Below are 24,963 nucleotides of genomic sequence, written 5' to 3' on the forward strand. Positions count from 1 at the left end.
GGAAGAACAATGAAACAATTCAAGTCGATCGCATCCGTCGCGATGCTGGCAGCAGGGCTCGGCCTGTCGGGCCAAGCTGCGAAAGCCGCCGATGTCAGCTTCATGAGCTTCAGTTACGCGGAAGAGGCCGCCAAGCCCTCCGTTGAAGCATTGCTCAAAGGCTTTGAGGCACAGACCAAGCTCACGGTCGAGCCGTTGGGTTATGCCTGGGGCGATATGCAGAAAAACATTTTCCTGCGCGCCCGCTCCAAGACCCTGCCGGGCGTTGCCCAATTGTCGGAACGCTGGCTCCCGAGCTTCGCCAATGTCGCCGGTCTCGTCGATCTGAACGAGGTCTATGGCAAGGACAAGCTGGCTGCGATGTTCGCGCCTGACGCCCTTGCCATGGGGCAGATCGGCTCCAAGCAGTATGCGCTGCCGCTCATCTCCGGCTCCATCGGCCTCATCGCCAACAAGGCGGTGCTGGAGAAGGCGGGCGTCACAAAGACACCGACGACCATCGAGGAATTCCGGAACGCTCTGGTCGCCGTTCGCGATAAGGTGCCGAATTCGGTTCCTTACACCATGGCGACCAAGAACAACGGCTCGATCCTGCTCGACTTCATGATCTGGACCTGGACCTTCGGCGGTGAAATCATCGACGAGCAAGGCAAGGTGAAGATCGGCAATGGCGATGCCGGCAAGCAGGCACTCGGCTTCATGGTCGGCCTGATGAAGGATCGTCTTGCAGCGCCCGAGATCGACCGCCCCGATGCCCGTCGTCTCGTGGCCCAAAACGCTTCAGCCTTCTTCTTCGACGCGCCTCAGGCCAGGACGCACCTGCGCAGCTTCTCCGGCCAGGGACCGGCTTTTGATGCCAATGTTCTGCCGCTGGCGACGCCGGTAGCGGTTGCTGGAAAGGAGCCTGCTTCCATCCAATGGGGTCATCTGCTGGTTCAGTTCTCGGCCGACGGAAAGGCGAAGGCTGACGCGCCGGCGAGCCAGTTCATCACCTACCTCACTTCTGACGCGGCACAGGCCACGTTCCCGCTGGAGCAGAGCGCACTGCCGGTGACGAAGTCCGCGCGCGCCAATCCGAAGGTGACCGGAGACGCATATCTGACGGCCTGGGCCAAGGCAGCGGGCAACCCGCGCCGCAACGAAGTTGGCATCTGGCCGAACGCCGCCGAGTTGACGCAGATCATCGGCGAGGAGGCGCAGGGCGCGCTGCTCGGCCAGAAGAGCGTCGACGATGCGATCCAGGCGATGCAGAAGCGCCTCGAGACGTCGATGGCGAACGTCAACAAGCAGAACTGATTTCATCGGCCGGCTGTTCGAGAACGTACAGCCGGCCGAACCTTCCTGCATCTTGCATTGCATGTGATGATCCCATGAGTCTTGCCGCCGAGATCACATCAGCTCCTGCACCGGCCAAAGTTTCGCCGCATGCCGTCCGTGGCGGGCTGAAAGCCGGACAGCGCCGGATCGGCATGCTGCTTCTGCTTCCGGCGGCAATCGCCTTCGGCCTCGTCATTCTCTACCCGTTCCTGCAGGCGCTGGCGCTCTCCCTCTTCGAGTACACGCTCGAGACACCGGCGCCGCGATTCTACGGCCTGGGAAATTTCGCCAAGATCGCCGCGACGCCGGATGTGTGGCAGGCTTTCGTCACCACGGCCATCTATGTGTTCTTCACGACGACCGGGACGCTTATCCTCGGTCTCGGCTGGGCGCTGATCCTGAACCAGCCGTTCCGCGGCCGGGGATTGCTGCGCTCCATGTCGCTTCTCCCCTGGGTTCTGCCGAGCACCGTGAGTGCTTTCATCTGGGGCTGGATCTTCAACAGCCGCTATGGGGTGTTGAATGCGTTCCTCATGGAACTCGGCTTCATCGACATGCCACAGGCCTGGCTTTCCACCTCGACCGGCGCCATGGTTGCGGTGATCATCACCAAGATCTGGCTGTCGATCCCGCTCTTCATGGCGTTCTTCCTCGCCGGGCTGCAGAACATGGACCGCGAACAGGTCGATGCGGCGCGGGTCGACGGAGCCAATAACTGGGCGATCCTGCGCGATCATGTGCTGCCGCATCTGCGCCCGGTCCTGATTGTCGTCGTGGTGCTCGGCGTCATCGGCAACCTGCAGCAATTCGATACGATCTATGCCCTGACCGGCGGCGGTCCGGTCCGCGCGACGGCCGTTCTCTCGGTGGAGGTCTATCGCCGTGCCTTCGAACAATGGGATGTCGGTTTCGCCTCCGCCATCGGCGTGCTCTGGGTGGCGACCCTGCTGCCGCCGGCCTTCCTGTACCTGCGCATGCTGGTGAAAGGCGCCTGACATGTTCGATCTCTCCAGCACAATCTCCAAGGTGGTCTTCGGTCTGCTTCTCGCGCTGATCGGCCTCTTCCTGTTCTTCCCCCTCTATTGGCTCGTGATCTCCTCGGTGAAATCGAACGCCGAGCTCTACAGCATCGTCCCGTCGCCGTTTCCGCTCGCGCCGACGCTGACGCATTTCATCACCGCACTGACGACCGGAAAGCTGCCGATGTATCTGGTCAACAGTCTGATCGCATCGGGATCGAGCGCGGCGCTCAACACGCTTCTGGCACTCTATGCCGGCTACAGCTTCGCCAAATACCGTTTCGCGGGCCGCCAGCCCGTGATGCTCTTCATGCTCTCGGCGCAGATGTTTCCGTTTGGACTACTCCTGATCAGCATCTATCCGCTCATGAGCGAAATCGGCCTCCTGGATACCCGTCCCGGGCTGATCCTTAGCTACATCGTCTTTGCCTTGCCGGTCTCGACCTACATGCTCTACAGCTATTTCTCGCAGGTGCCGGACGAGCTGATCGAGGCCGCGCGGGCGGATGGCGCGAGCGATCTGCGCATCTTCCACACGATCGTGATCCCGATCTCGATCCCGCCGATCGTCACGGTTTTTCTCTACTCGTTCATGTGGTCGTGGAACGACCTGCTCTATTCGATGACACTCATCGTGTCCGACGACAAGCGCACCATCGGTCCTGGCCTGCTGCTCACCTATCTGAACGAGGTCAATTCGGATTGGGGTGGCGCCATGGCAGCATCCCTTCTAGCATCGGCCCCGATCGTGGCTGCGTTCCTCTTCCTCCAGCGATATTTCATTCAAGGCGTTACAGCAGGAGCTGTTAAATGACGACCTCGCTTTCCGGTGCATTTCCGGTTCTTCCGACCCCGTTCCGCTCCAATGGGGCCATCGATGAAACCGACTTCCTGGCCATCATCCGGTTCGCTCTCGAGAGCGCTGTCGACGGGGTCGTCTATCCCGGTGTGGCGAGCGAGGTGGATACCTTAAGCGAGGAGGAGAGGCGGAGCCAGGTCAACCTTCTCGCCCGTGAAATCAGCGGTCGCGTTCCGATCATCATCGGCGCGAGCGATCCCGATCCGGCTATCGCCGCCCGCCATGTCGCCCACGCGGCCGAAATCGGCGCGGCCGCGGCGATGGTGATGGCGCCCGGACATCTCGGCAATTCAGTTGAGGCACAGATCGAATATTTCCAGCAGGTTGCCGCCGGGGCCGGCGTGCCGATCATGCTGCAGAACCAGCCCAAGCCCATCGGCGCCGGATTGACGCCGGAGGAGGTGGCGGCCGTGGCCTCCGCTGTCGACATGATCCGCTACATCAAGGAAGAGACGCCTCCCTGCGGCCAGCACCTCACGCGCATCAAGAACGCGGCGAAGGATTCCGTCGATGCGATCTTCGGAGGAGCCGGGGGGCGCTACGCGATGGACGAGATGGCGCGCGGTGCGGCCGGCACCATGCCGGCCTGCGAGCTCGCCGACATTCATGCCATGATGATGAAATCCTGGCGCGAGGGTGACGTCGCAACGGCACGAAAACTCTATTCTGCTTCGCTTCCTCTTCTGAACTTCCAGGCGATCTTCCGAATGCACATGACAAAAGAGGTCCTGCGGCGCCGCGGTGTGATCCGGAACACGTTCGTCCGTTGCAAGGGCCCCAAATTCGACGAGGGAGATCGCGCCGAACTGTCACTTCTTCTCCAAGAGGCGGTGCTTCCCTACAAGCACCACCGTCCGGTCTGATCGCTCATGGGCCATCCCGTCGATTCCATCGTCAAGGTCGAAACCTTCATCATCTCGATCCCGCGCGAGGTGCCCTATCTCGGGCCCTTGAAGGAGGGAGAGCGCATCAACGAGCGTGGCTATCTCGTGCGCAAGGGCAACCGCACGATCTATCCCTCCGCGGACATGACCCTGCTCATCAAGGTCACCGGCGAGAGCGGGCGCGTCGGCTGGGGCGAGTGCTACGGCATCGTGGCACCTGAGGCGACGAAGGCCATCATCGATGATGTCCTCGGACCCGTCATCATCGGGCGCGATCCCGGCGATGCGGTGGTGATCCATGAGGATCTTTACGACCTCATGCGGGTGCGCGGGTTCTTTGGCGGATACTACGTGGATGCTCTCGCCGGTGTCGACATCGCGCTCTGGGATCTCGCCGGCAAGAACCTTGGCGTTTCGGTCTCCACGCTACTCGGCGGGCGGCGGCATTCCACGATCCCGGCCTATGTGTCGGGGTTGCCTCGTGCCACTCTGCAGGAACGCTGCGACCTTGCCGTCGAGTGGGTGGCAAAGGGCTATCGCGGCATCAAGTTCGCGGCCGTCGTGTCCGACGAAGGCATCGTAAAGGAGATGCTGGCCCTGCGTGAGGCGGTCGGTCCCGACATCGACCTCATGGTCGATCTGCATTGGAAATTCGAAGCCTCCGAGGCGGTGCGCCTCATCCGGCGCCTTGAGGCCTCGAACCTCTACTTCGCCGAAGCGCCGTGCCAGCCGGAAGACCTGGAAGGACAGACGCGGGTGGCGCGAAGCATCGGCGTGCCTCTCGCGCTCGGCGAGGAATGGCGGACGGTCTATGAATACCGCCCAAGGTTGGAAGCCCGCTGCATGGGCGTGATCCAGCCCGAGATCGGCCATACCGGCATCACCGAATTCATCCAGATCGGCCGAATGGCACAGACCTTCCACATCAACACGATTCCACACGCCTCGATCAGCGTCGGCATCTTCATGGCGGCAAGCCTTGTGACGTCGTCAGCCCTTCAGCGCGTTCCCTATCACGAGTACCAACACTCCGTCTTTGATCGCAATTTTGCTTTCACGGACGGCGATATGGGCTGCGCAGAGGGACATTACACCGTGCCGACAGGAGCCGGCCTCGGCGTCGAGCCCAGGGACGAGCTGTTCAACTTCGTCGTTGCGGAGGGACGCACCGTCCGTTGATAGCGCGGGACGCGGTTGGCTTAAAACTTCAGCGGTCCAAGGTCACCTTGAACCGAACCAAATCCCTGTTCATGGTGGGGCGCTTTGACTGCCAGTTGAAGCGCGTCAGATACAAATGGAATGTGTTTCCAGCCGATTGAAAGACAGGAGATCGGCTGTCGTGATCGATGATCGAGGGATAGTCGTAATAGGTCTTTCTCTCGGTGGTTCCCCAGGGCGGATCAAACGGGGCCAGCAGCGATGCTGATGACCAGTTTCTCAAGTCCGGCGAGGTTGCATAATAGACGCCGCCTTGATTGTTCACTCGTGTGGACCAGACGACCATCCAGAGGTTCTTGGCCTCCAGCCAGATCAGGGATCGCACCTTGCCGGTGATGTCGCCGCTGCCGAGACGGTCGCATTTCGCCTGAGCGGGTTCCTGTCCGCTTGCCGGATAAGGGTTCGGCGGCGAGACGAAGCGGCCTCCGCTCATCATCCGCCAGCCCGCCACGAGATCGGACCGCGGAGCGCGAAACAGGCAGTTTCCGCGTCCGCCGGGTTCCGCGGCATCCTCCGTCCAGGCAATGAAATAGGCATGGTCTTGATCGAAGACGGCATTGGAGAGCGTGAGAAAGCCCGCGGCGTTGACGCCCGTATCGAACGGCTTGTTCGACCCGGCAATGAGGCGCCGGTCGCGAGGCAGCAGCTTGAATGAGAAATCCCGCTCGCTCGCCTCCAATCCAACGATCGCAAGATACCAGCACTCCGGCTTGCCGGGCCCTTTGGCGCAAAGCCCGTCATGGCGAAGTCCGGAGAATTCCTGGCTCGCCAATCCGAGAATGCGGTCGTCACCAAGCGGGATGAGGCTCTGAACCCAGAAGCGGTCATCATAAGCTGAGGGATCGGCCGATTCCTCGCCTTGGGAAACAACAGAGCAGTTGGGCCGAAGCTCGGCAAAGCCAGGCCCTTCGAGTACCCTGTTCCGGAAGTGCGCCGCAATCAGGGCCACTGAGCCGTCACGGCGGCGATAGGCCCTGGCGGGAGAATCGGGGATCGAGCGCCAGTCGCATCGCTGCCGCTCATAGCTATAGACCTCTTCAGGCTTGGGAGAGACCGAGAAGTGCAGAGATTCGCCCGAGGTCGCGGCCGTGCTCATCACAAGCATCAGAACCGCCGGCCATATGGTGGCGTTCCAATGGCCGATCCTGTTCATGAGATTCGTCAAACGGGCCATGTCAGAACCCTCCCAATCATGCTGCCTGTCGTCCGTGAGGAAATTTCTCAAGAACGGCGATCATGGGGACAGGAGCCATCGTGATCCGACGCCCCAGCTCACTTGCCGGTTGCAATCCGCTGCAGGAAGGATGCGGGCTGGAGCCTGTTTGCCGTGAGGAAGTCGAGATATCTCGATGCAGCTTCACTCCGGTGCCTGTCATAGGAATCCGGATCGAAATTGATCATCTTCTTCAAGCTTGATCGCGTGAGCGGCGCGGTCAGATCGGATGCGGCGACATGCGGAACCCCCGTATTCTCGCAGAGCTCTCGGGTTCGGGAATCGATCGTGACGGTCAAGCCCATGCGCTCGGCCTGAAGAGCCAGGGCTACGCCGTGATAACGGGCTCCGATGGTGAAGTCATACCGGCGCAATGTGTCCATCCAGGCCGGAACGTCATAGAAGGAATGGACATAGTTCCTGCACCACGCCTTGAATTCCTCGAAGGAATAATGCGGGACGGTGTGGTTGTGGATTTCCTTGAGCGCATGAGGATCGATTTCGTCGAAAATGCCTCGAGACACCCTGATCATTTCGCCCATCGATTGGACCACGTATTGACCCGGATACATCGGATCCATCATCAGGCTGATCAGCTGATGCTCGATATCGCGGGTCTTCACCCACGCCTGATGTCCCGCCGCGACGGAAATGGAGCGCGGCAACGCGATGTCCGACCAATGCTTGTGAATTTTCTTGCCGAGCCCCGACTCCTGGTTCGTGAAGTACGAGGGGCAGCCGCCGACAATGGAATCGTGGATGCCGATCTTATCGAGCTGCGAAGTAGTGAACGCACCACGGGTATAGATGTTGGAGGTCGAGGAGGACGGGTTGGAGCGCGCAATGACCTGGGCCCATCGATAGGTCCCATCGGAGAGCTGGATGTCCTGATCGTAGCTGTCGGCCTGGGCTCCAAGTCCAATGGCGACGATCGGTAGTCCGGACCTCTCCAGGTTGTCTGCCATGTTGCCGTAATCCGTGTGACGGCCCAACTGATTGGCGCACGGAATGACGATGATATCCGCGTTTTCCTTCAGGGTCTCCGCCGAGGCGCTCCAGCCAAAGAACTTGACCGGATTGGAAATGTGACTGGCAATGGCATGGACAAATGCCAGATTGCCGTTGTTGTGGCCGATGCCATTGTAAAGGTCCTCGAACGCTGCGTTCGAATAGAGTCCCAGAGACGGGTACTTCCACAGGATCGCCACTCGCAGGGACTTGGCAGGCGGTGTCATCTTGGCGGTGGGTTGATCGAGTGTCCTATCCTTGATGATTTCGTCCAGCATATGAATTCCATTCTAAAATTGAATATTGCGTGCTTGTTTCGGAGCGATTGCATGCCGAAACCTAAAAGATTTTACGAAGCGATGAGGAAGATTTTGCTCGCAGGCACATGAGCCATCGTGCAATCCCCGGCTAAGCAGCTTCCGCTCTGCGAAGTCTCAGGCTGCTTTCCCACGCCAATGCATGGCGGATGATCGCTTCGAGATCGTCGAGCTTGGGCGTCCAATTCAGGACTTCACGAATTTGCGCCGGGCTTGCAATCAAAGTGGCGGGATCACCAGGCCTCCGCGGGGAAAGGTTCACGGTAAAGTCGACACCCGATACCCGCTTGACGGCCTCAATGACTTCAAGAACGGAGTATCCGCGACCATAGCCACAGTTGAGGATGGTGCTGTCGCCTCCCGCATCGAGATAGTCGAGGGCAAGAGTATGGGCATGGGCTAGGTCCGAGACATGGATATAGTCTCGAAGGCACGTGCCGTCCGGCGTTGGGTAATCGGTTCCAAAGATGTCGAGGTGCGATCTCTCACCCAGAGCCGCTTGGGTCGCGACCTTGATCAGGTGCGTCGCCTGTCGCGTACTCTGCCCGCTTCGGCCTTGAGGATCGGCGCCGGCAACGTTGAAATACCGGAGGGCCACAAAGCGGAGAGGATGGGCACGAGCCACATCCCGCAGCATCATCTCGGTCATGAGCTTCGATGTGCCATAAGGCGAGACCGGATTGAGAGGTGTCGCTTCCGAGATCGGGCTCTCCCTGGCGTCGCCATAGACGGCAGCGGTCGAGGAGAAAAGAAACCGCTCAACGCCGTTCCGCACCGCTGCACTGATGAGGGCGCGCGATTTGACCGTATTGTTGAGATAGTAGCCCAGCGGATCCGTGACGGATTCCGGAACCACGATCGATCCGGCGAAGTGAGCAATGGCCTTAACGCCATGCTTCTGAACGATATCCGCGACGAGGGATTCGTCACCCACATCGCCCTGGACGAGGGTTGCCGAAGGATGGACCATCCACTCGAAGCCGGTGCTGAGATCGTCCAGGACGACGACGTCTCTTCCGGCATCGATCAACGCCAGAAGCATATGGCTCCCGATATAGCCGGCACCTCCCGTTACCAATACAGTCATGACTGATCCCCTGCTCTTGGCGATTAGTTGAGAAGAAATGGAAAGGGATGCCGTAGCTCGAACGGCACCCCATGAGACTACTAGGCAGCCTGGAGCTGCCCGTATTCCGGCGGCCTCATCACAGGGAGCATCTTCGTATCCGCCCCGTTCTCAACGAGGAACTGATGCATTTCCCGGTATGTATGATGATAGGCGCGGTTGAACTTGTCGAAGAGTGACTGGTCCCAGTAATCCTCGAGCTTGAACTCCTTGCCTGAGAACACGTCGAAACTCGGAATCTGATAGGTCTCGGCGAATTCGACCGTTCGGCTGTCATAGGTAAAGTAGATCGACGGCACGCCATTCGCGAGCGCCATCAGGTTGCCGTGGAGCCGGTATCCAAGGACGAGATCCTTCTGCTGCACGAGATCCTCGTAGTCGGCAACCACGTCGGAATAGAACAGCCTCTCCCGGTGCAGCTTCTCCATGGCTTCGTCGAGATACCATTCGCTTACCTGCCTGTCCGCGCGCAAAGCTGCGATCGCCTCCTCCCGCTGCTCTGCGGTCCCAAGCACGATCTTCTTCTCCTCGACTTCCCCCTGCGCCATCAGCACCACGTCAAATCGCGCCGCCAGGCTCTTCACGAGGTCCCGATGGAAGGTCAGATACTGCTTGATATCGCGGGCATAGGTGGACGACACCTCGCGTCGGACAGTAATGCCGGCGGTCCGGATGCTCTCAAGAGCCGGCAACTGGATGTTGAGATCGGGGTTGTTCCGGCGGAACGCGGTCGGGCAACCCACGATGCGGATGTTCTTGATTCCAAGATCCCAGAGAACCTGCGCCGAATAGGCCCCACGCACGCCGATGGATGTCGTGGAATCGGCCATCATGCGAAGAACCGTCTTAGTCTCTTCCGAGAGCTCGATCTTGCCCTTGACCGGTGCCTGGGCGCCGATGCCCCAGGCGATGACCGGGATTTTGAGCTTCTTGAGGACGTCGATCGCCTGGTCCCAAACCATGTCCTTGTGCACATAATTGGACCCGCGCAGAAACACGTAATCGTATTCGGCATTGATCCGATCGATCTGGGCGAGGTCGGGATTGGCAATCTCCAATGCGTCGAGCTTGTCGTAGTTCAGAAGCTTGAGCGAAGAGTCGAAGACGAATGCGTCTCCGATGTTGTGGTAGTGGTTGATGCTGCGTTGAACATCTTTGTGCTTATACCAACGGACATTGTCGTGGTTATAGACTTCGCCTGAGGGGCTGATGACCAGGATACGCTTCATCGAGATATCTCCAATTGTGTTCGTGCCAAGCCCGCTAGGCCGTCAGCGCAACAGCCGATGACGCTGTTGCCTTCTTCGTGGCAAGTTCCTGATAGAGTTCGAGGTGCTGCCGAGCGCATTCCTCGTAAGTGATCGGCTGCCCGATGCCGGCGCGCAGGTTTTCCCAGAGCTTCGGTGTGATCAGCGCCTCGGTCATGCGGTCGACGAGATCCTGGGACGAGCCGACCCGAAAGTGCAGTCCGTTGACACCATCGGTGATCTTTTCAGCCATCCCGCCGATATTGCTGCAGATCATGGGGCGGCCGTGAAAGAAGGATTCCTGGATCACGATCGGTGAATTCTCCCACCAGATGGAGGGAATGATCGTCCAGTCGATCGAGCGCATCAGGCGCGGCATCTCGTTGTTCTGGTAGGATCCGTAGAAGCGAACACGAGGACCTGCACGCTCCACCAGCTTCCTGATCTTCTCTTGGAAAGGTTCCGGCTGCCGTTCCAGATTGCCGCCGAAAATCATCAGCTGGGCATCGTCTCCCCAAACAGAGTCCGGAATGCAGGTGACGGCGTCGAGAAGGATGTCGACGCCCTTGAACTGCGTGATCTGGCCGAAATAGCCGAACCGGGAGCGTCGTCCTGCCCGCTGGGGGAGGGGGCGCGGCGGCGCCGGCTCGGCGATATCGAGACCATTTTCGATGACGGTGAATCGCGAACGATCCAGGCCCCAGTCGACATAGCGGTCGACAAGGAACTGACTGGGTGAGACGAAGTAATCGGCAACATCCAGCAGACCGCGTATGAAATGTTCGCGGCGCAGGAAGCGGGCCGGAGAGATTTCCGGAAAGCAGGCATTGCAATCCGAAGGAGACGCCCGGTGGCAGAGCTTGGTGCCGCCTGTCTTCACCATCTGTCCATGATGGTTGCAGATGGAAAGGAACTCATGGAACGTGATCACGATCACGCAATCCGGAAGAGCCTGTCGAACGGCGTAGATCATCTCCAGGCCGAGGCCGATGAAATGATGGAAGTGGACGACGTCGGGCTTCAGGTCTCTCAGAACACGCAGGAAGTCACGCTCGATTTCCTCGGTGTTCCGGTTCGAGATGAGAAAGTGATCATATTCGTCGGCATGGTAAAGGAACTCGCCTTCCGTCTGCCGAAGGCTCATGAGAGCGGTTCCACTGTGCCGTGCGACCGGGTGTCCGACGCGAGCGAAGAAGCGGGATTCGGCTCCACCGACCCGGTTGAGGCCTTTGTGCAGATTATAGGCAGCGATCTCGGCTCCTCCGAGAGAGAAACTCGGATGACCGTGAGAGACGATGAGAATGCGGGGAGAATGTTTGGGCATGATTCCACTACCTCATGTTATTGATGAGGAGCGACCACTTCCGCTCGAAGCTCCAGCGGTCGATCTTCTGGGCCAGGCGATGCATGGGAAGAGCCGACGCGCTGGCATCACTATCGGCTGAGATCATCTCGACATCCGGCAACCAGACGGCGGGCGTCCCTCCAAGCCTCATCTTGAGGCAGAGGTCGCGGCCCTTTTCACCGGCGCCCAGATAGGACCGCGTGAACCCGCCGGCAGACGCAATGGCTTCGCGTGAGACGATGCAGCATGCAAGCGAGCCTGCGATGACTTCGGCCGGTTGCGATCCGCGCACGACATCGCGCGGGTATCCGATATACCGGTCGACAAGCTTCTGCTCTCCATTGTCGAGCCAAGTGCCTGCGAAGCGGATGGAATTGTCCTCGTAGAGGATCGTGGGGCTGACCAAAGCTTTGCCGCCGCGATTGCGATAGGCCCTTTCCAGGGATGAAATCCAGCCCGCTTGGCGCGGCAGAACTCCTGCAGCAAGAAAGATCAGCGTTTCCGCCTTCGTCGCCTGAATGGCAGCTTCAAAAGAATCGCAGGCATCCTGCACGCCTGTCGCGCCGATGACGCGAACCTTGATGCCGTAGAAGCGCGAGAGCCGCTCTGCCTCCGGCGCAATATTGTCGAAGGATTCCACGGGAGCCGCGACGATGATCGGCATTTCCTTCGTCTCAGCATCCAGTGCGAGGAGCGACAATGTAACGGACACTTCCTCGGCATCCATACCCGCTCCGATGACCAGAGCCTTGCCGGCTTCCATGTCGTTGAAGTCGAAGTCACGGGTTTCCGTGATACTCGGTGCAGGCGAGGCCATGGCCTGCATCATCGGCCCGATATGGCGCTCGATGGCAGCTCCAGCCGCTGCAGTCCGTGGATCGAGAGGCGAGATCAACCTCTCCAGGGACCGTCGGGACATGCCTCGAAGAGGTGTGAGAGGATAGAACGCGATTGTGTCGCCGACAGCGAGCTCGAAATAGACGGGCGTCTCTGCCGAGGACGAAGGGCCGGGGACAAAGGCCAGAAAGCCGTGGTCATTACGGGCCGGCTCAAGGCGTCCGACAAAAAGGCTGTTGTGCTGGAATGCCGTCGACACGTCAGCGCGCGGCAGGCGGGTCCAGCTATCATCGACCCGCTGGCTGTTTGCACCGGCGCGCAACGTGAGGGAATCCACATGGCCCTCTGGGTCGAGCATCCAACCGGCGACCAGAATACCTCCGCCAGGAACTTCGGCGACCATATCCATGCCGATGCGAACCGGCACTTTGAGATCCGACACGGTGTCGCGACCGTCGAACCGCTCCCCGGCACGTCGCAATGTCTGTATCGTATCTGCGTTTGCGTTCGCGTGGATCAAACCATCCCGGATATGAGCGGGAACGTCGGTCGGGGACAGGAGAACGCGACGATCATAGACATTAAGTGTCCGCCATCCGTCCTGTCCGCGAAAGAACATCTTCTTGAGCTTGCTTGGATCAAGAGTAGACTCGCCAGTGTCGAGCAGGCCTACGAAGCCCTTGCCTTGCTCTCCCAAGTCACTGCGAGGCACATAAGCCGACTTGAATTCTCCAGCCAGCAATCCGTCATCGGCCGCAAGGATGCGTACCGTATCGCAGGGCAGATCGGAGGCCCAGCCCTGCAGAAAGACCTGGCCCGTGTCAATTGAGCCGATAACCTCGATCCAGCCATCGGTAGTGCCTGCCGATGTCAGGACCGACGAGGCGGCATCCAAACGCTTCTGATTGGTTTTCCCGCCGATCAGGGCATGGACAATGCGATCGAGGATGATTGAGGATCGATCGCCGGCGTCGGAGGTGACGATCTGAATTAAGGCTGGAAGGGACAATGCCGGCCTGATCAGGGTGTAACGGATCGGCTGTCCGCTGCGACGCATGACGACCGAGCGCAAGCGAACCTTGCTTGCGAGCCTAATGGGGACAATCGCCACAAAGCCGATGGCGGATTCCGCAGGCGCGCCTTTCCGAACCCAGTAGACGATATCGGTCTTCATGGACATGGAAGGATCGCCGTTAAGCAACGCTTCGACGTTGTCCGGCATCGTATCGGCCACGCCCGCAATCAACGCGAGGTCATCTCCAACCGGGCTGACAAGAGCGCTCTCGCCGTCGAGAGGAAGATCACGTAGCTCTTGCATTATTTGTGTATTGTTCTGCATCGATTTTCCGGAACTATGTTCGATGATCGTTTCGCCTCTTGCTTTGATGGCTACGGCTTACCACGGAGGATGGCGCAGAAGGACGACCAGCGCCGCGATGGCGCACGCCGCGGAGATTCCCCCGAAGGCAATCAGGAGCGTGACCGCTCTGCGCATGGGACGGTCGACAGATGATCCAAGATCCTCGATCTGCCGCCCGAAATCGGAAAGAATTCTGTCGAAGCGCATATGGAAGACTTCGATATCGGATACCTTCTTGGCCAGATCGGACTGATTGGCTCGCACGACGTCGAGAGCCGCCGCGATGCCGTCCTCCTCACCAACAATGTCGTTGATCTGATTTGACGTGCCGCGGAGGGCTTCCACAGCTTCACGTTGCAGAAGCTGCGATCGCCTCTGCGCCTCGATGAGCAGCTCAAGCCGGTCGAACACACGAGTCAGCGGTGCATTGAGTGCAGCTTCCGCTGCACGCTCATCCTGGCTGGGCGAACGTAGAACGAGTTCCTCTCCGGTCGAAGGAGATGCAGCGATCACGGAAATGCCGGCCGTGCCGTGTTCGGCACCATCAGGCAGCTCGATCTCGAAGGCGTATCCGCCATCACCTATCCCGTTGCGGCGTAGATCGACACGAGGCATGTCGGCCGTGGCCGATGCGATGACTTTTTCATCCAGTATGACGCGCACCTGAAGTCGCTCAGTGGGGCGGGAGCGATCCCAAACCCATCCAAACAGGCGCTGCCCTTCGATCGCATCGACACGACCTTGAAGTTGCGCGTTGCCTGGAGTTGCCGGTAGGGCTACCGCGTTACCGTGCTGTGCTGTGCTCATGCCGCGTTTGCCTTCAGTTCGATGATCTCTGCGCCTTTCAGGAGGCTGTGATAGAGAGCGAGGTGGTGCTCTGCGACGATCGTGATATCGGCCGGCGGATTGATTCCTGCCACGAGGGTTTCCCAGAGTGCCGGTGTCTCGACCGCTTGTTGCATGACACGGGCAAGAGAGACTGGATCGTCTGGACGGACGTGCAGGCCGTCAATGCCATCACGAATAGCTTCAGCCATTCCACCGATGCCGCTCGCAATGACAGGACGCCGGTGTATGAACGCCTCTTGGATGACCAAGGGGGCATTCTCCCACCAGATCGACGGCATCACCACCCAATCGACCGCTGCCATGAGGTCGGAAAGGTCCTCGCGGCCGTAAGGTCCAAGCCTGACGACTTGAGGTTCAGTTTCTGCAAGAAGATCGTCGATCTCGTCGATGAATTTTTGCGACTGAAAGGGCGCCCCGCCATGCAGGCGGAGCTCGAAATCATCAAATCCTGTTGCAACGAGACGTTGGGCGGCTTTGAGGAGAACGGGGATCCCCTTCCATGGGTTCAGGTTGCCGAAGTAGCCGAAGACGGACCGCCTGCCTGAAGAAGTGGGTCGATGGGCAGCCGGCAGGACAGCCGGACGTCCATTGGCAACGACCTCGATCGATTCGGACGGGAGACCCCAGCTCACAAACCGGTCCTTGATGAAGCGGCTCGGAGCAATGAAGCGATGAACCTGATCGAGATGAGTCTGAATGTACTTTTCGCGTAGAAGGAAGCGATCGGGCGTAATGCTCGGGAAGCATCCGCTGCAGCGATTGGGGGTCGCGCGATCGCACCTTTCCCTCCCTTTCGACCGCATCATCAATCCGTCATGAGCGCAAATCGGGTAATAGTCATGAAGCGTCATGACGATGCGAGCGCTTGGCAGAATGCGACGCACCAGGGCTATGAATTCCACTCCGATGAGCAGAACATGATGAATATGGACGACATCAGGTCGAAAGTCCTCAAGTAGGCTGACGAGATGAGGAACAACTCCGTAGCTGTCGATCTGGCTCAGGTTGAGCTGATCGAAGTGTCCGCACCACATGATGACTTCATCCGAAGCGTCACCAGGTGACTGGAAGCTGGTTCCCGGCCGCTGCCCGCGGTGGAGATTGTTGGTCGCCGCGAGGAACAGAGCCTCCACATCGGGACGCGAGCGATACTCGCGAAAGAGATCGTGAGCGAAGATCTCCGTTCCGCCAGGATGAAAGTCCGGATGATTGTGGGCAACGACCAGCACACGTGTCGTCAAGTGATTGACTCCGGCTTAACGGCGATGATGATATCCTGATAGTGAGCGCTCTCAATTCCTCGCCAATGGCCGAGGCTGAGGCGTTGGATCTGCAGGCCTGCGTCCTTCAGGGAACTCTCGATAATCCCGGCGTCGAAGCCGATTGCACCGAGAGGGGCCAAAGGATCGCCATACCACGTGCCGGGCTTCGTCCCCCGCGTGAAGCGCGGGCGAGCGGTCGGCCGATCCGGGTCTCCCGCCGCAACGATGAACGCGGTCAGAAACAGGCGTCCGCCAGGTGTCAGCAACCGCATGATCTCACGGGCGTAAGCAGAAATCTCCGCTTCGGGCAGGTGGGTTGCGACGGATACCATCGTCACGAAATCGAACTTTTCGTCCGCAAAGGGCAGGACGACCTCATGCCCGGCGATTGCTCCTCCGGGATTGTAGAGTTCGTGAGCAATATCCACACGGCAGAACCGGAAGTTCGGATAGGCGGATGTAATGTTCTGCACGCACCATTCGACCCCGGCATTCACAGGATCGATGCCTTCATAGAAAGCCTTTTCGGAATCCAGATATTGTGTCAGCGGGACGGCCATCCGTCCGATGCCGCATCCGATATCCAGGACTGATTCGAATGGCTTGAGTCCACCGATGCGAGCGAAGTGACCGAGATACTCAACGCCGATTGCGCGATAGTCGCCATCACCCACGAAGACGTTTTCGGGCGGTGGAGCAGGCAGCGAGGCGTTTTGAGAAATCTCTTCCATCAAATGACTGAGGTTCGATTCAGCATCGGGATGGAGTTTCAGCGCATTCGAGGCATTCGTAAGATCGAACTGCACATTCATATTGCCGCATTCCTTCCTTTGCGAGGGCGTCCAGCCTGCATCGCTGCGATCATGAGATCACGCCAGCGCTCGCTATGAAGAGCGCAATTGTACTGCCAGGCAATTCCGCGCATGTACTCGGCGTTGAGAGACATCGATCTACGCTCGAGGTGGTAGAGTTCGATGTCTGGAAGATATGCGATCTTGCGATCTGTCATGGTAATTTTGAGGCAAAGATCGCTGTCTTCGTAATCTCCGACCACATAATCTTCCGTGAAACCGCCAACAGCGTCGAAAACGGACTTGGATGTGACAAGGCAAGCCCCGGTCACTGCAGGTACGACACGTTCCTCGCAGGCTGGAGCATAGTCGCGCGGCATGCCTTTATGGAAATGCTGGTTGAGCCAATGCCCGCGGTGATCCTGCGAGAAGTACATCCCGGCGTGTTGAATCGATCCATCTTCGAACAGGAGTTTCGGTCCGACAGCGCCAATCCGGCGGCGACCGTTCAGACGCGCCGTCATTTTCTCCAGCCAGCCCGGAGAGACAGGGATGATGTCGGAATTGACCAGCGCCAAAACGTCGCCTTGAGCGAACGAGACGCCGACATTGTTCGCGCGCGCGTATCCGCCGTTTCGCTCCATGACGACTAGGGTGATGGGCAGACCGTAGACAAGATGGAGGCCACCCAGAAGATGCTCGACTTCCTGGACCTGCTCGGGAGAGTCGAGGACATAAATGATCTCGGCGTTCGTGCGAATCCATGGATCCGCGGCAAAGGCAGCGATCTGGAAGCGGAGAAACTCCAGATTCTTGTAGAGCGGAATGATCACCGAGGCTTTTGGCCGCGCTAGAGGGACTCCGATCTTCTGAAGAGTGGGACGTCCGATTCGCTCGCGTGTCTGTTCGTGGAGATTTGCGATCACAGGGCTGAGGATCTGCGTCAGAACGGATTGATCGACATGTTGTGCCGGAATAGCCCGCAAGGCGGCGGCGCGGGCCGCGACCGGATCGGCGGGCTGAAGCTTCGGCACGAGAGGATGACGGGCACCCGATTTCAGGCGCAGGTGGAAGCGCGGTTGGAGAATGTGTGCCGAGCCGGCGGTTGCGGGTACCAGGACGGCAAATCCGGTGGCGCCAAGGCGGGATCCTTTCGTTGGACCTGCGACTTCGACGGGAAATCTGAACAGATCGGCCGTCAGATCCAGTGAGCCGCCGTCTGGACGGCTCGCTTCAATTCCCGCGAAGAGGCCGACCGGATCGCGGTACCAGCCGGTCACCAGGGTTCCTGCCGGCGTTGCCAGGGCCGATAGGATTTCGGCCGATGGGGTGGTGAGGCTGCTGGAAATCCGTCGTGGACGCAATGGCGAGCGCAGTTGCAGTTCGAGCGCGTAGGCCGGTCCCGCCGAGGAGCGGTCGGATATTTCCGTCAGCATATGCTCGCGCAGGCCCGGTGCTGTGTGCGCGTGCTCGCGGAACCAGCGCTCGATAGAGGGGAGGCGTCCATCGGGCGTGAACATGCGCCGGACGGACAATCCTCCGGGACCAATCAGGATGAGGAGGGACTCGTCAGAGGAAATCCGCGCACGGTCAATCAGGAAATGGACAACATCTCGTCCGCCCTTCGCATCCGGAATCCGGTAGGGGCGCGCAGGAATGCGGGTCGGGCCGTTCCTGCCGAGCGTGTAGATCGCATCGACCTTGCCGAAGCCAGAGACGAGCGATGTCCTTGCCAGAATAAAGTCGTTCGCAATCTGCGCCACGGCAACGGCTTGGCCGGGTGCCGGGGCCATCTGCGAGAGCAGATCCTCCAGAATCCCGATGAAGGTCCGGTTCCGCTGTAGACGGAACATGGTGCCCCATACATTGAACAGGGCAGACACCAGAGCGACGCAGCCCTGCCTGTCGATTCCGTCGACCAACTCTTCGGCATCCACCGGCGCGATGTCCGTGTCGGAATCAATGGTGACGGCTATGGTGCTTCCGAGTGCTTCGAGGGACAGATCCACAGTGATCTGCCCATCGGGCGGACGTTGAAAGACCCAGAAAAGGCGTGTGCCGCCATGAGGCAACGAGAGACGCAAGGAAGCGAGGGGCCAGATGTCATCGCCATCGGTCTTAAGCGTGGGAGACGAAATCCGTTCGGCGTGGGGCACATCCCAGGTGAGCAGAACGACATTGCGTCCGAGAGATGAAACTCCCCGAGAGGCAAGATCCTCGTCCAGCAATGTGAGCATGGCAGAATCCGCCATCGCTTTCCTGTCTCCATATGTCTGAATGGGATGCCGCAGAGAGGTCCGCGACATCCGTGATTTGTTGAAGTCGCAGATCAGTGAACCGAGAAATAGTCGCTCGGATTGCTGTTGATGTCGTCGGCGTTCACATTCACGAGCGTGATTGTGTCGCCGTTGCCAAGGTCAACGATCGTATTGCTGCCGACCTGCTGGACGCGGCCAGCGAGATCTTCGGCCGATGCGATGTCGGTTCCGTTGATGCCCTTGGAGATCTGCAGGATGTCCTGACCGGCCTTGAAGTCGAGAACGACGTCGTTGCCGCCGCCGCCACTGAAGACGAAGGTATCGCCGCCCGAGCCGCCTTGCAGCACGTCGTCACCTTCGCCGCCTTCCAGGATATCGGCACCGGAGCCACCACGCAGAATGTCGTCGCCCGTACCGCCCTGAAGAAGGTCATCGCCGGACCCGCCTTCGAGAAGGTCGCTGCCGTCGCCGCCGCGTTGGATATCGTTGCCGTTGCCGCCGCGGAGATAGTCGTCTCCGGTACCGCCGAGTTGGATATCGTCGCTGTTGCCACCGAACAGGATGTCGTTTCCGGCGTCGCCCTGTTGGACGTCGGCACCGACACCGCCGAACAGCACGTCGTCATCGGCACCGCCGGACATCCAGTCGTCTCCGGACCCGCCGAAGAGAACATCGCTTCCCGTTCCGCCGGAGAGCGCATCGCTGTCGCTGCCGCCGAGGATCAGGTCGTCACCGCCATTGCCGAAGATGACGTCCGCACCCGAAGTGCCATTCAAGACATCGTTCGCGGCTCCACCACCAATAGTCGCCATATCTCTCATCCTTATTGTCAGCACCGGGTAGACCGTTACGCGCCCGGTTGCATGTTTGAGCCAAAATGAAGCGCCATCTGCGCAAGGAGATTTCCGGGATGGTATTTGTGCTGCGAAGATCCCGGTGATGAGTTAAGTAAAACAATAAGTAGTAATTGTAAATCCTAAAGTAGTATTTTCACTTTGCGTCAATTTAATAGCATATATAGGTCAATATTGTATTTGTATTGTTTGGTTTTATTTTATTAATGAAGATGATTTAGTTTTAAATTCGAAATGACGGTTCGAGAGGCGCCATCCCGCCTCCCGCTGCAAGAGAACCGTCGACAGTTGGAGTGAAAACGAAACGCTCGATGCGCCCTATTCTTCTCGGAATGCGCGGTCGAAGCTTTCGGTAATGGGGCTCAGCAGATAGTCGATTGCCCGCCTGGGCTTGTTGATGATGAGCACCTCCGCCGGCATTCCAGGATAGAGCGCTGTCGTAGAGTTCGCCTTGAGGCTTTCCGGTTCGATCTCGGCGCGTGCGACGAAGTAGGCATAATTGTTGCGGTCGTCCATCTGCTGGTCGGCCGAGAGATAAGTCAGCTTTCCCGCGAGGGGCGGGGTGCTGCGACTGTTATAGGCGGTCAGCCGAATCTGGACCGGAGCGCCGACGCGCACGGAATCGACGTCGCGCAGACCGATCTTGGCTTCGACGATCAATGGTTCATTCTCCGGCACGATGTCGAGGATCGGCTGACCGGCGGCAATGACGCTTCCCACGGTATGAGAGCGGATGTTGGTGACGATCCCTCTCTCCGGAGAGACGATCTCGACGCGGCGCAGGACATCGGTCGCGGCGTCGATTCGTCCGATCGTGTCGGCCAGTTCGAGTTGTGCGGTTTGGATATCCGATGCCACCTGCTGCTGGAAGTCGTTGCCGAGTGAAAGAATTTCGAGCTCTGCCGCCGCTTTGGCCTGTTCCGCCTTGGCCTTGCGGGAGACAAGCTCGCCGGCATCGCCCTGGAGCTGGCTTTCGCGCGTCTGCATTTCCGTCAGGCGCGGGCGCGGCGCATAGCCCTTCTCGACGAGACTCGCGATGGCCTTGAGTTCCCGGTCGAGCAGTTCCGATTGCCGCGTGTTCGCGTCGGTTTGGGATCGCACGGCCTGGAGTTCCGCCACCTGTTGCTCGATGGTCTTTTGCTGGATGTCGACGCGGCGATTGAACATCTCGCGCCGTGCCATGAAGAATTTTCGCTCGGCTTTCAGGATCTCTTCTGCCGTTGGCCCTCCAGCCTGGAGCAGGTTGTCGGGAAAGCTGAGATCGGTCAGTCCGGCTTGCTCGGCCCGCAGACGCACAAGGCGCGCCTCAAGCCCGATCCGTCTGGAACGCAGCTGCTCGAGTTCGGCCTTCGCCCTTGTGTCGTCAAGGCGCAGCAGCGGCTGTCCTGCCTTTACGACTTCGCCCTCATGGGCGAGCAAGGTTTTGAGGATGCCGCCCTCGAGGTGGCTGATGGTCTTGCGCTTGGAATCGACCACGACTGTTGCTGTGGCGACCGCGGCACTGTCGAGATGCGCCGAGAAGGCCCACGTCGTGAGACCGCCGAGACCAAGAAAGATCGTCGCCAGGCCGGCGATCACCGGTCCGCGGTAGGAGGGCTCGCGCGCGTCCTGCTTCCGGAAGCGGTCTCTCGTGGCTTCAAGGTTCACGGCGACGTATGTCGCGGGCGCGGGCGCAGGCCGTTGCACGATCTCCGAACGCTTTCTCATGCGGTTCCTTTCACGGCAGCAATCGGCTTCTCGCCGGGAGTGATCGCGCTGACGACCGAGGTTCGCGGGCCGAACTGGCTGATCTTGCCTTCCTGCAGGACCATGAGTTTGTCGGCGGCCTGCATGATGGAAGGCCGATGCGCGATCAGGATGATGATGGCTCCGTCGGCGCGCAGGGCCTCGATGGTGCGCACAAGCGCCCGTTCGCCGTCGGTGTCGAGATTGGAGTTCGGCTCGTCGAGGACGATCAGGCGCGGCTTGCCGTAGATTGCCCGTGCCAAACCGATCCGCTGCCGCTGGCCGCCGGAGAGAGCATATCCCCCGTCTCCCAGAGGCGTATCGTATCCGAGCGGCAGTCGGCCGATCATGTCATGAACCTCGGCGAGCCGGGCAGCTTCCAGCACCAACCGCGGGTCGGATTCCCGCATCCGGGCGATGTTGTCTCGGATCGTTCCATCGAGAAGCGAGACGCTCTGCGGCAGATATCCGACCATGTCGCCGAACGAGCTGCGCTCCCAGAGATAGACATTGTTGCCGTCGAGATAGATGCCGCCGGATGTGGGCTTGGTCACGCCGATGAGCGCGCGCGCCAGAGTGGACTTGCCGGCTGCCGACGGGCCGACGATGCCGAGCACCTCGCCCGGCGACAGGGTGAATGACAGCCCCTTGAGTACAGGCACATCGGAGCCGGGAGGCGCATAGACCAACCGGTCGACGGTGAGTTCGCCCTGCGTGCGCGGCGTCGGCTTGGTTTCGCGTTTGGGTGCCTGGTTCTCGAGGAGATCACCCACATTCTTCCATGCGGAGATCGCCAGGACCCATTGCCGCCAACCGTCGACCATCGAGTCGAATGGCAGGAGCATGCGGCCCATGATGATGCTTGAGGCGACCATCGAACCGGGGCTCGCTTCCTGCCGGATGACCAGGATTGCGCCGGTCGACAGAACGGCAATCTGCATCGCATACCGGCAGGTGCGGGTGAAGGACGCCATGGCGCGGCTCCGGCGAGTCGCGACATCCAGAAGATCCTGTGTGTGCAATTGGGATTGGCGCCACCGATCCGAGAGGGCAGGAAGCATTCCCATGGCTTCAATCGCCTCCGCATGGCGAAGTGTGCCGCTGATCTCGCCGATGTTCTGTACGGAGGATTCGTTGGCGCGCTTCATGGCTCTGCGCGTCAGGAAATCCGACAGCAGGCTGAGCGAGATGATGATGATGGCCGAAATCAGCGCCACCAAACCGTAAAGCCAATGCAGGGCGAACAGGACGGCGAGAAAGATGGGAGCCCAGAAGGCTTCCAATGGGACGCTAATGGCGCTCCCGACGATGAATGACCGAATATCGTTGAGGTCGCGAATCGCCTGACCTGACTTCGAAATGCCCCTCGTCACGGAGGCGGATATCGCAGCCTCCAGGACAGGGAGATTCAGCTTTCTGATCAGCTTGCTCGCCATGACCTGATAGGTGAGGGCGCGCACGTAGTCGAGGATGCAATAGATTGCCAAGCCGATGGCGGAGACGATGATCAGCATGATCAGCGTATCCGTGCTCTGACTGTTCACAACACGGTCATGCACTTGCAGCATGAAAAGAGGAACTGTCAGCTGCAGCACGTTGATGACGGCACTGAGGGCAGCCGCATAGACGACACCAGCTGCAAAGGCCTTGCGGCCTTGGTGGATGATGTCGGCAGCTTCTGGGTTGGCCGTTTTCTTCATGCAGAAATGACTCCAAAAGAGGCAATGGTGCGGCAGATCAAACTTTTGCCTAAAAGATATTCGAGGGGTTTTATGAAACACGGTTGGTAGAACGTCTAGCCATAAAGTATGATTCGACGAATAATAAAAAGTCTCTGGCAGAGGAAACTAAAATAAGGGCCATCCAATTTGTCCAAATTACTTGTTGGATAAGCCGCAAACGCCAAGAGCACTACTAAACTAGTTCGAATTTCGAACTAGTTTAATTGATCGATAATGGGGTATAATATGCAAAATATATCGAACTCCTTGCCTTGGATTGTCGCGCAGGATGAACCGGATTCCAACCTGCATGCTACCTTGCAGGCCTTGTATCGAAGGAGTGACGAACACGTGAGCCGCACGGGAAGCCATGAGCCACCTCAGGCGGAGCCGGCAGGCATCACCCATATCGAGATCGTTCGCGTGATCGAGAGACTGCATCGGCGCTCCCTCGATCTCGTGCGGGCTGATCTGATCGAAGCGGGCATCGATGACCTAAGTCCGTCTCAGGTGATGATGCTGTTCACCATCGGGTCGGGCGAATTGTCGGTCCGTGACCTGATCGAGCGCGGCTACTATCTTGGATCGAACGCCTCTTACAGCCTCAAGCGGCTTGTCGAAGCTGAGTATGTCATTCGCACGGCCTCGGAGCGGGATCGCAGATCCGCTCGCATCCGACTGTCGGACAAGGGGCGCGAATTGTGTGATCTGATCAGGCGGAACGACAGAACCTATCATCAGCTTGTCGCGCGCAATGAGGCGGAAATTCGCGACCTCGAAACCACGTTCCGGACGCTCAAGCGGATCGAGCAGGCGTGGAGCAATGCCGTGCGTTACCGCGGCATCGCTTCGGACGAGTAACTCTATCGCCCGTCATCGTTGATCTCACTGTGGTGCAAAGCGAACGTTCCCCGCGGCCCTCGAACAGGGCCGGCGGACGCTTATGCAGTCCTGTGTATGGAGTCTCTGGTGCGGGCATGGATGGAGAGACCGGTGAAGTCAGTGAGTGTTGTGAAGGATTGATCCTGCGATGTTGCAAGATCTGATACGGACTGAAACGATTTTCATTCAAAATTCGGATCATCTCATTTTCGAGCCCGATTCCGATTGCAAGAAGCTTCTGATTGTTTTTGCGTATATCAACCAGCAACTTGGAACGCGGTCGCATTCGAGTTTCCTGCGCAATGTCGATTGCAAAAAACTCTTCCTGAATCCGGGCCTGAACGAGTGGTACCAGACCGGGGTTCCGGGAGTGGCTTCCTCCTATTCAGGTCTTCTCGCATTTCTACAGAACGTGAAATCAAGTTTCGCCGACCACGAAATTCTATGCCTGGGTCATTCGATGGGCGGCTTCCCAGCCCTGGGCATCGGCGTGAGCATCGGGGCCGACCGTATCCTCGCCTCCGCTCCGGAATATATCTTGAACACGCCCGATAGTCTGAGCATACGGCACTTGAAGGATACCCAGATCGAGTGTGGAGATCTGACCGAGGTTCTCTCTGGCAATTCCAAGAGCTCGATCACGATCCTGGTTGGAAAGCGGAATGCCTTTGATATGAATGTAGCACACCGATTGAGCGAATTCCCGCAGACCGATGTCGTCGAGCTGGAAACAGGGCATAACACGTTTCCCTATCTGAAGGACGTCGGAAGGCTCGGTGCAATGCTGGAGGCCTTCGTCGAGGGCCGGGACATCCGGTCCATTGTTGCCGGTGTGTAGTGCTGGCGCATCGTGCGGCCCTCTGGGGCCGCA

General features: G+C 59.1%; 20 protein-coding genes. 7 read left to right on the forward strand and 13 right to left on the reverse strand.

Going from position 1 to position 24,963, the window contains the following annotated elements; genetic code table 11:
- Positions 1-9: 9 nt before the first annotated feature.
- The 5 genes from ACS5Q1_RS16160 (at position 10) to ACS5Q1_RS16180 (ending at position 5,258) form a co-directional block, all read left to right on the forward strand.
- Positions 10-1,296: an extracellular solute-binding protein gene (locus ACS5Q1_RS16160; RefSeq protein WP_473099177.1), complete on the forward strand. Its 1,287-nt coding sequence runs from the start codon at positions 10-12 to the stop codon at positions 1,294-1,296.
- 74 nt (positions 1,297-1,370) lie between these two features.
- Positions 1,371-2,312: a carbohydrate ABC transporter permease gene (locus ACS5Q1_RS16165; RefSeq protein WP_473099178.1), complete on the forward strand. Its 942-nt coding sequence runs from the start codon at positions 1,371-1,373 to the stop codon at positions 2,310-2,312.
- A gap of 1 nt (position 2,313) precedes the next feature.
- A complete protein-coding gene (locus ACS5Q1_RS16170; RefSeq protein ID WP_473099179.1) occupies positions 2,314-3,150 on the forward strand; it encodes a carbohydrate ABC transporter permease in 837 nt (278 codons plus the stop codon).
- Positions 3,147-4,058 (forward strand): dihydrodipicolinate synthase family protein, encoded by a 912-nt coding sequence (locus ACS5Q1_RS16175; protein WP_473099180.1) that lies wholly within the window; start codon positions 3,147-3,149, stop codon positions 4,056-4,058. The genes ACS5Q1_RS16170 and ACS5Q1_RS16175 overlap by 4 nt, the downstream gene beginning before the upstream one ends.
- 6 nt (positions 4,059-4,064) lie before the next feature.
- Positions 4,065-5,258, forward strand: a complete 1,194-nt coding sequence (locus tag ACS5Q1_RS16180) for a mandelate racemase/muconate lactonizing enzyme family protein (protein WP_473099181.1) — start codon at positions 4,065-4,067, stop codon at positions 5,256-5,258.
- A 28-nt stretch (positions 5,259-5,286) separates the two neighbouring features.
- Here the strand turns inward: ACS5Q1_RS16180 and ACS5Q1_RS16185 are convergent, their stop codons facing one another.
- From ACS5Q1_RS16185 to ACS5Q1_RS16245, 13 genes are all read right to left on the reverse strand, one after another.
- Complete coding sequence (locus ACS5Q1_RS16185) at positions 5,287-6,471, reverse strand: hypothetical protein (protein ID WP_473099182.1); 1,185 nt, start codon at positions 6,469-6,471, stop codon at positions 5,287-5,289.
- Positions 6,472-6,569: 98 nt separating this feature from the next.
- Positions 6,570-7,796, reverse strand: coding sequence for a polysaccharide pyruvyl transferase family protein (locus ACS5Q1_RS16190; RefSeq protein WP_473099183.1), 1,227 nt, complete (start codon positions 7,794-7,796; stop codon positions 6,570-6,572).
- A 130-nt stretch (positions 7,797-7,926) separates the two neighbouring features.
- The gene (gene galE, locus ACS5Q1_RS16195; RefSeq protein WP_473099184.1) at positions 7,927-8,922 is read right to left on the reverse strand and encodes a UDP-glucose 4-epimerase GalE; all 996 of its coding nucleotides are present in this window, start codon (positions 8,920-8,922) and stop codon (positions 7,927-7,929) included.
- Between the two features lie 80 nt (positions 8,923-9,002).
- Complete coding sequence (locus tag ACS5Q1_RS16200; RefSeq protein WP_473099185.1) at positions 9,003-10,190, reverse strand: polysaccharide pyruvyl transferase family protein; 1,188 nt, start codon at positions 10,188-10,190, stop codon at positions 9,003-9,005.
- Positions 10,191-10,224: 34 nt separating this feature from the next.
- Entirely contained in the window at positions 10,225-11,532 is a 1,308-nt protein-coding gene (locus ACS5Q1_RS16205) for a glycosyltransferase family 4 protein (RefSeq protein ID WP_473099186.1), read from the reverse strand.
- A 7-nt stretch (positions 11,533-11,539) separates the two neighbouring features.
- Positions 11,540-13,708 carry a glycosyltransferase family 2 protein gene (locus ACS5Q1_RS16210; protein ID WP_473099187.1) on the reverse strand — a complete coding sequence of 723 codons (2,169 nt, stop codon included), beginning with the start codon at positions 13,706-13,708 and terminating at the stop codon, positions 11,540-11,542.
- A 78-nt stretch (positions 13,709-13,786) separates the two neighbouring features.
- Entirely contained in the window at positions 13,787-14,557 is a 771-nt protein-coding gene (locus tag ACS5Q1_RS16215; protein ID WP_473099188.1) for a hypothetical protein, read from the reverse strand.
- A complete protein-coding gene (locus tag ACS5Q1_RS16220) occupies positions 14,554-15,840 on the reverse strand; it encodes a glycosyltransferase family 4 protein (protein WP_473099189.1) in 1,287 nt (428 codons plus the stop codon). The genes ACS5Q1_RS16215 and ACS5Q1_RS16220 overlap by 4 nt, the downstream gene beginning before the upstream one ends.
- On the reverse strand, positions 15,837-16,673 hold the full coding sequence (locus tag ACS5Q1_RS16225) for a class I SAM-dependent methyltransferase (RefSeq protein WP_473099190.1): 837 nt from the start codon (positions 16,671-16,673) through the stop codon (positions 15,837-15,839). Before ACS5Q1_RS16225 ends, ACS5Q1_RS16220 begins: the two co-directional genes overlap by 4 nt.
- On the reverse strand, positions 16,670-18,904 hold the full coding sequence (locus tag ACS5Q1_RS16230; protein WP_473099191.1) for a glycosyltransferase: 2,235 nt from the start codon (positions 18,902-18,904) through the stop codon (positions 16,670-16,672). Before ACS5Q1_RS16230 ends, ACS5Q1_RS16225 begins: the two co-directional genes overlap by 4 nt.
- Positions 18,905-18,981: 77 nt before the next feature.
- Positions 18,982-19,722 (reverse strand): calcium-binding protein, encoded by a 741-nt coding sequence (locus ACS5Q1_RS16235; RefSeq protein WP_473099192.1) that lies wholly within the window; start codon positions 19,720-19,722, stop codon positions 18,982-18,984.
- Between the two features lie 360 nt (positions 19,723-20,082).
- Positions 20,083-21,471, reverse strand: a complete 1,389-nt coding sequence (locus ACS5Q1_RS16240; protein WP_473099193.1) for an HlyD family type I secretion periplasmic adaptor subunit — start codon at positions 21,469-21,471, stop codon at positions 20,083-20,085.
- The gene (locus tag ACS5Q1_RS16245) at positions 21,468-23,189 is read right to left on the reverse strand and encodes a type I secretion system permease/ATPase (RefSeq protein WP_473099194.1); all 1,722 of its coding nucleotides are present in this window, start codon (positions 23,187-23,189) and stop codon (positions 21,468-21,470) included. Before ACS5Q1_RS16245 ends, ACS5Q1_RS16240 begins: the two co-directional genes overlap by 4 nt.
- A 372-nt stretch (positions 23,190-23,561) precedes the next feature.
- Between ACS5Q1_RS16245 and ACS5Q1_RS16250 the strand changes: the two genes are divergently transcribed.
- Both ACS5Q1_RS16250 and ACS5Q1_RS16255 read left to right on the forward strand, forming a co-directional pair.
- Positions 23,562-24,071, forward strand: a complete 510-nt coding sequence (locus ACS5Q1_RS16250) for a MarR family transcriptional regulator (protein WP_473099195.1) — start codon at positions 23,562-23,564, stop codon at positions 24,069-24,071.
- 481 nt (positions 24,072-24,552) lie between these two features.
- Positions 24,553-24,930, forward strand: a complete 378-nt coding sequence (locus tag ACS5Q1_RS16255) for a hypothetical protein (RefSeq protein WP_473099196.1) — start codon at positions 24,553-24,555, stop codon at positions 24,928-24,930.
- Positions 24,931-24,963: the final 33 nt, after the last annotated feature.

The sequence above is a fragment of the Microvirga sp. GN3 genome (genome assembly GCF_055792825.1).

What these genes read in the sequence shown, in the direction of transcription:
- ACS5Q1_RS16190 (WP_473099183.1), bottom strand. Translation starts at nt 7,796, where the DNA reads ATGCTGGACGAAATCATCAAGGATAGGACACTCGATCAACCCACCGCC.
- ACS5Q1_RS16240 (WP_473099193.1), bottom strand. Translation starts at nt 21,471, where the DNA reads ATGAGAAAGCGTTCGGAGATCGTGCAACGGCCTGCGCCCGCGCCCGCG.
- ACS5Q1_RS16170 (WP_473099179.1), top strand. Translation starts at nt 2,314, where the DNA reads ATGTTCGATCTCTCCAGCACAATCTCCAAGGTGGTCTTCGGTCTGCTT.
- ACS5Q1_RS16175 (WP_473099180.1), top strand. Translation starts at nt 3,147, where the DNA reads ATGACGACCTCGCTTTCCGGTGCATTTCCGGTTCTTCCGACCCCGTTC.
- ACS5Q1_RS16165 (WP_473099178.1), top strand. Translation starts at nt 1,371, where the DNA reads ATGAGTCTTGCCGCCGAGATCACATCAGCTCCTGCACCGGCCAAAGTT.
- ACS5Q1_RS16215 (WP_473099188.1), bottom strand. Translation starts at nt 14,557, where the DNA reads ATGAGCACAGCACAGCACGGTAACGCGGTAGCCCTACCGGCAACTCCA.
- ACS5Q1_RS16210 (WP_473099187.1), bottom strand. Translation starts at nt 13,708, where the DNA reads ATGCAAGAGCTACGTGATCTTCCTCTCGACGGCGAGAGCGCTCTTGTC.
- ACS5Q1_RS16205 (WP_473099186.1), bottom strand. Translation starts at nt 11,532, where the DNA reads ATGCCCAAACATTCTCCCCGCATTCTCATCGTCTCTCACGGTCATCCG.
- ACS5Q1_RS16230 (WP_473099191.1), bottom strand. Translation starts at nt 18,904, where the DNA reads ATGGCGGATTCTGCCATGCTCACATTGCTGGACGAGGATCTTGCCTCT.
- ACS5Q1_RS16235 (WP_473099192.1), bottom strand. Translation starts at nt 19,722, where the DNA reads ATGGCGACTATTGGTGGTGGAGCCGCGAACGATGTCTTGAATGGCACT.
- ACS5Q1_RS16180 (WP_473099181.1), top strand. Translation starts at nt 4,065, where the DNA reads ATGGGCCATCCCGTCGATTCCATCGTCAAGGTCGAAACCTTCATCATC.
- ACS5Q1_RS16160 (WP_473099177.1), top strand. Translation starts at nt 10, where the DNA reads ATGAAACAATTCAAGTCGATCGCATCCGTCGCGATGCTGGCAGCAGGG.
- ACS5Q1_RS16200 (WP_473099185.1), bottom strand. Translation starts at nt 10,190, where the DNA reads ATGAAGCGTATCCTGGTCATCAGCCCCTCAGGCGAAGTCTATAACCAC.
- ACS5Q1_RS16185 (WP_473099182.1), bottom strand. Translation starts at nt 6,471, where the DNA reads ATGGCCCGTTTGACGAATCTCATGAACAGGATCGGCCATTGGAACGCC.
- ACS5Q1_RS16255 (WP_473099196.1), top strand. Translation starts at nt 24,553, where the DNA reads ATGGGCGGCTTCCCAGCCCTGGGCATCGGCGTGAGCATCGGGGCCGAC.
- ACS5Q1_RS16245 (WP_473099194.1), bottom strand. Translation starts at nt 23,189, where the DNA reads ATGAAGAAAACGGCCAACCCAGAAGCTGCCGACATCATCCACCAAGGC.
- galE (WP_473099184.1), bottom strand. Translation starts at nt 8,922, where the DNA reads ATGACTGTATTGGTAACGGGAGGTGCCGGCTATATCGGGAGCCATATG.
- ACS5Q1_RS16225 (WP_473099190.1), bottom strand. Translation starts at nt 16,673, where the DNA reads ATGAATGTGCAGTTCGATCTTACGAATGCCTCGAATGCGCTGAAACTC.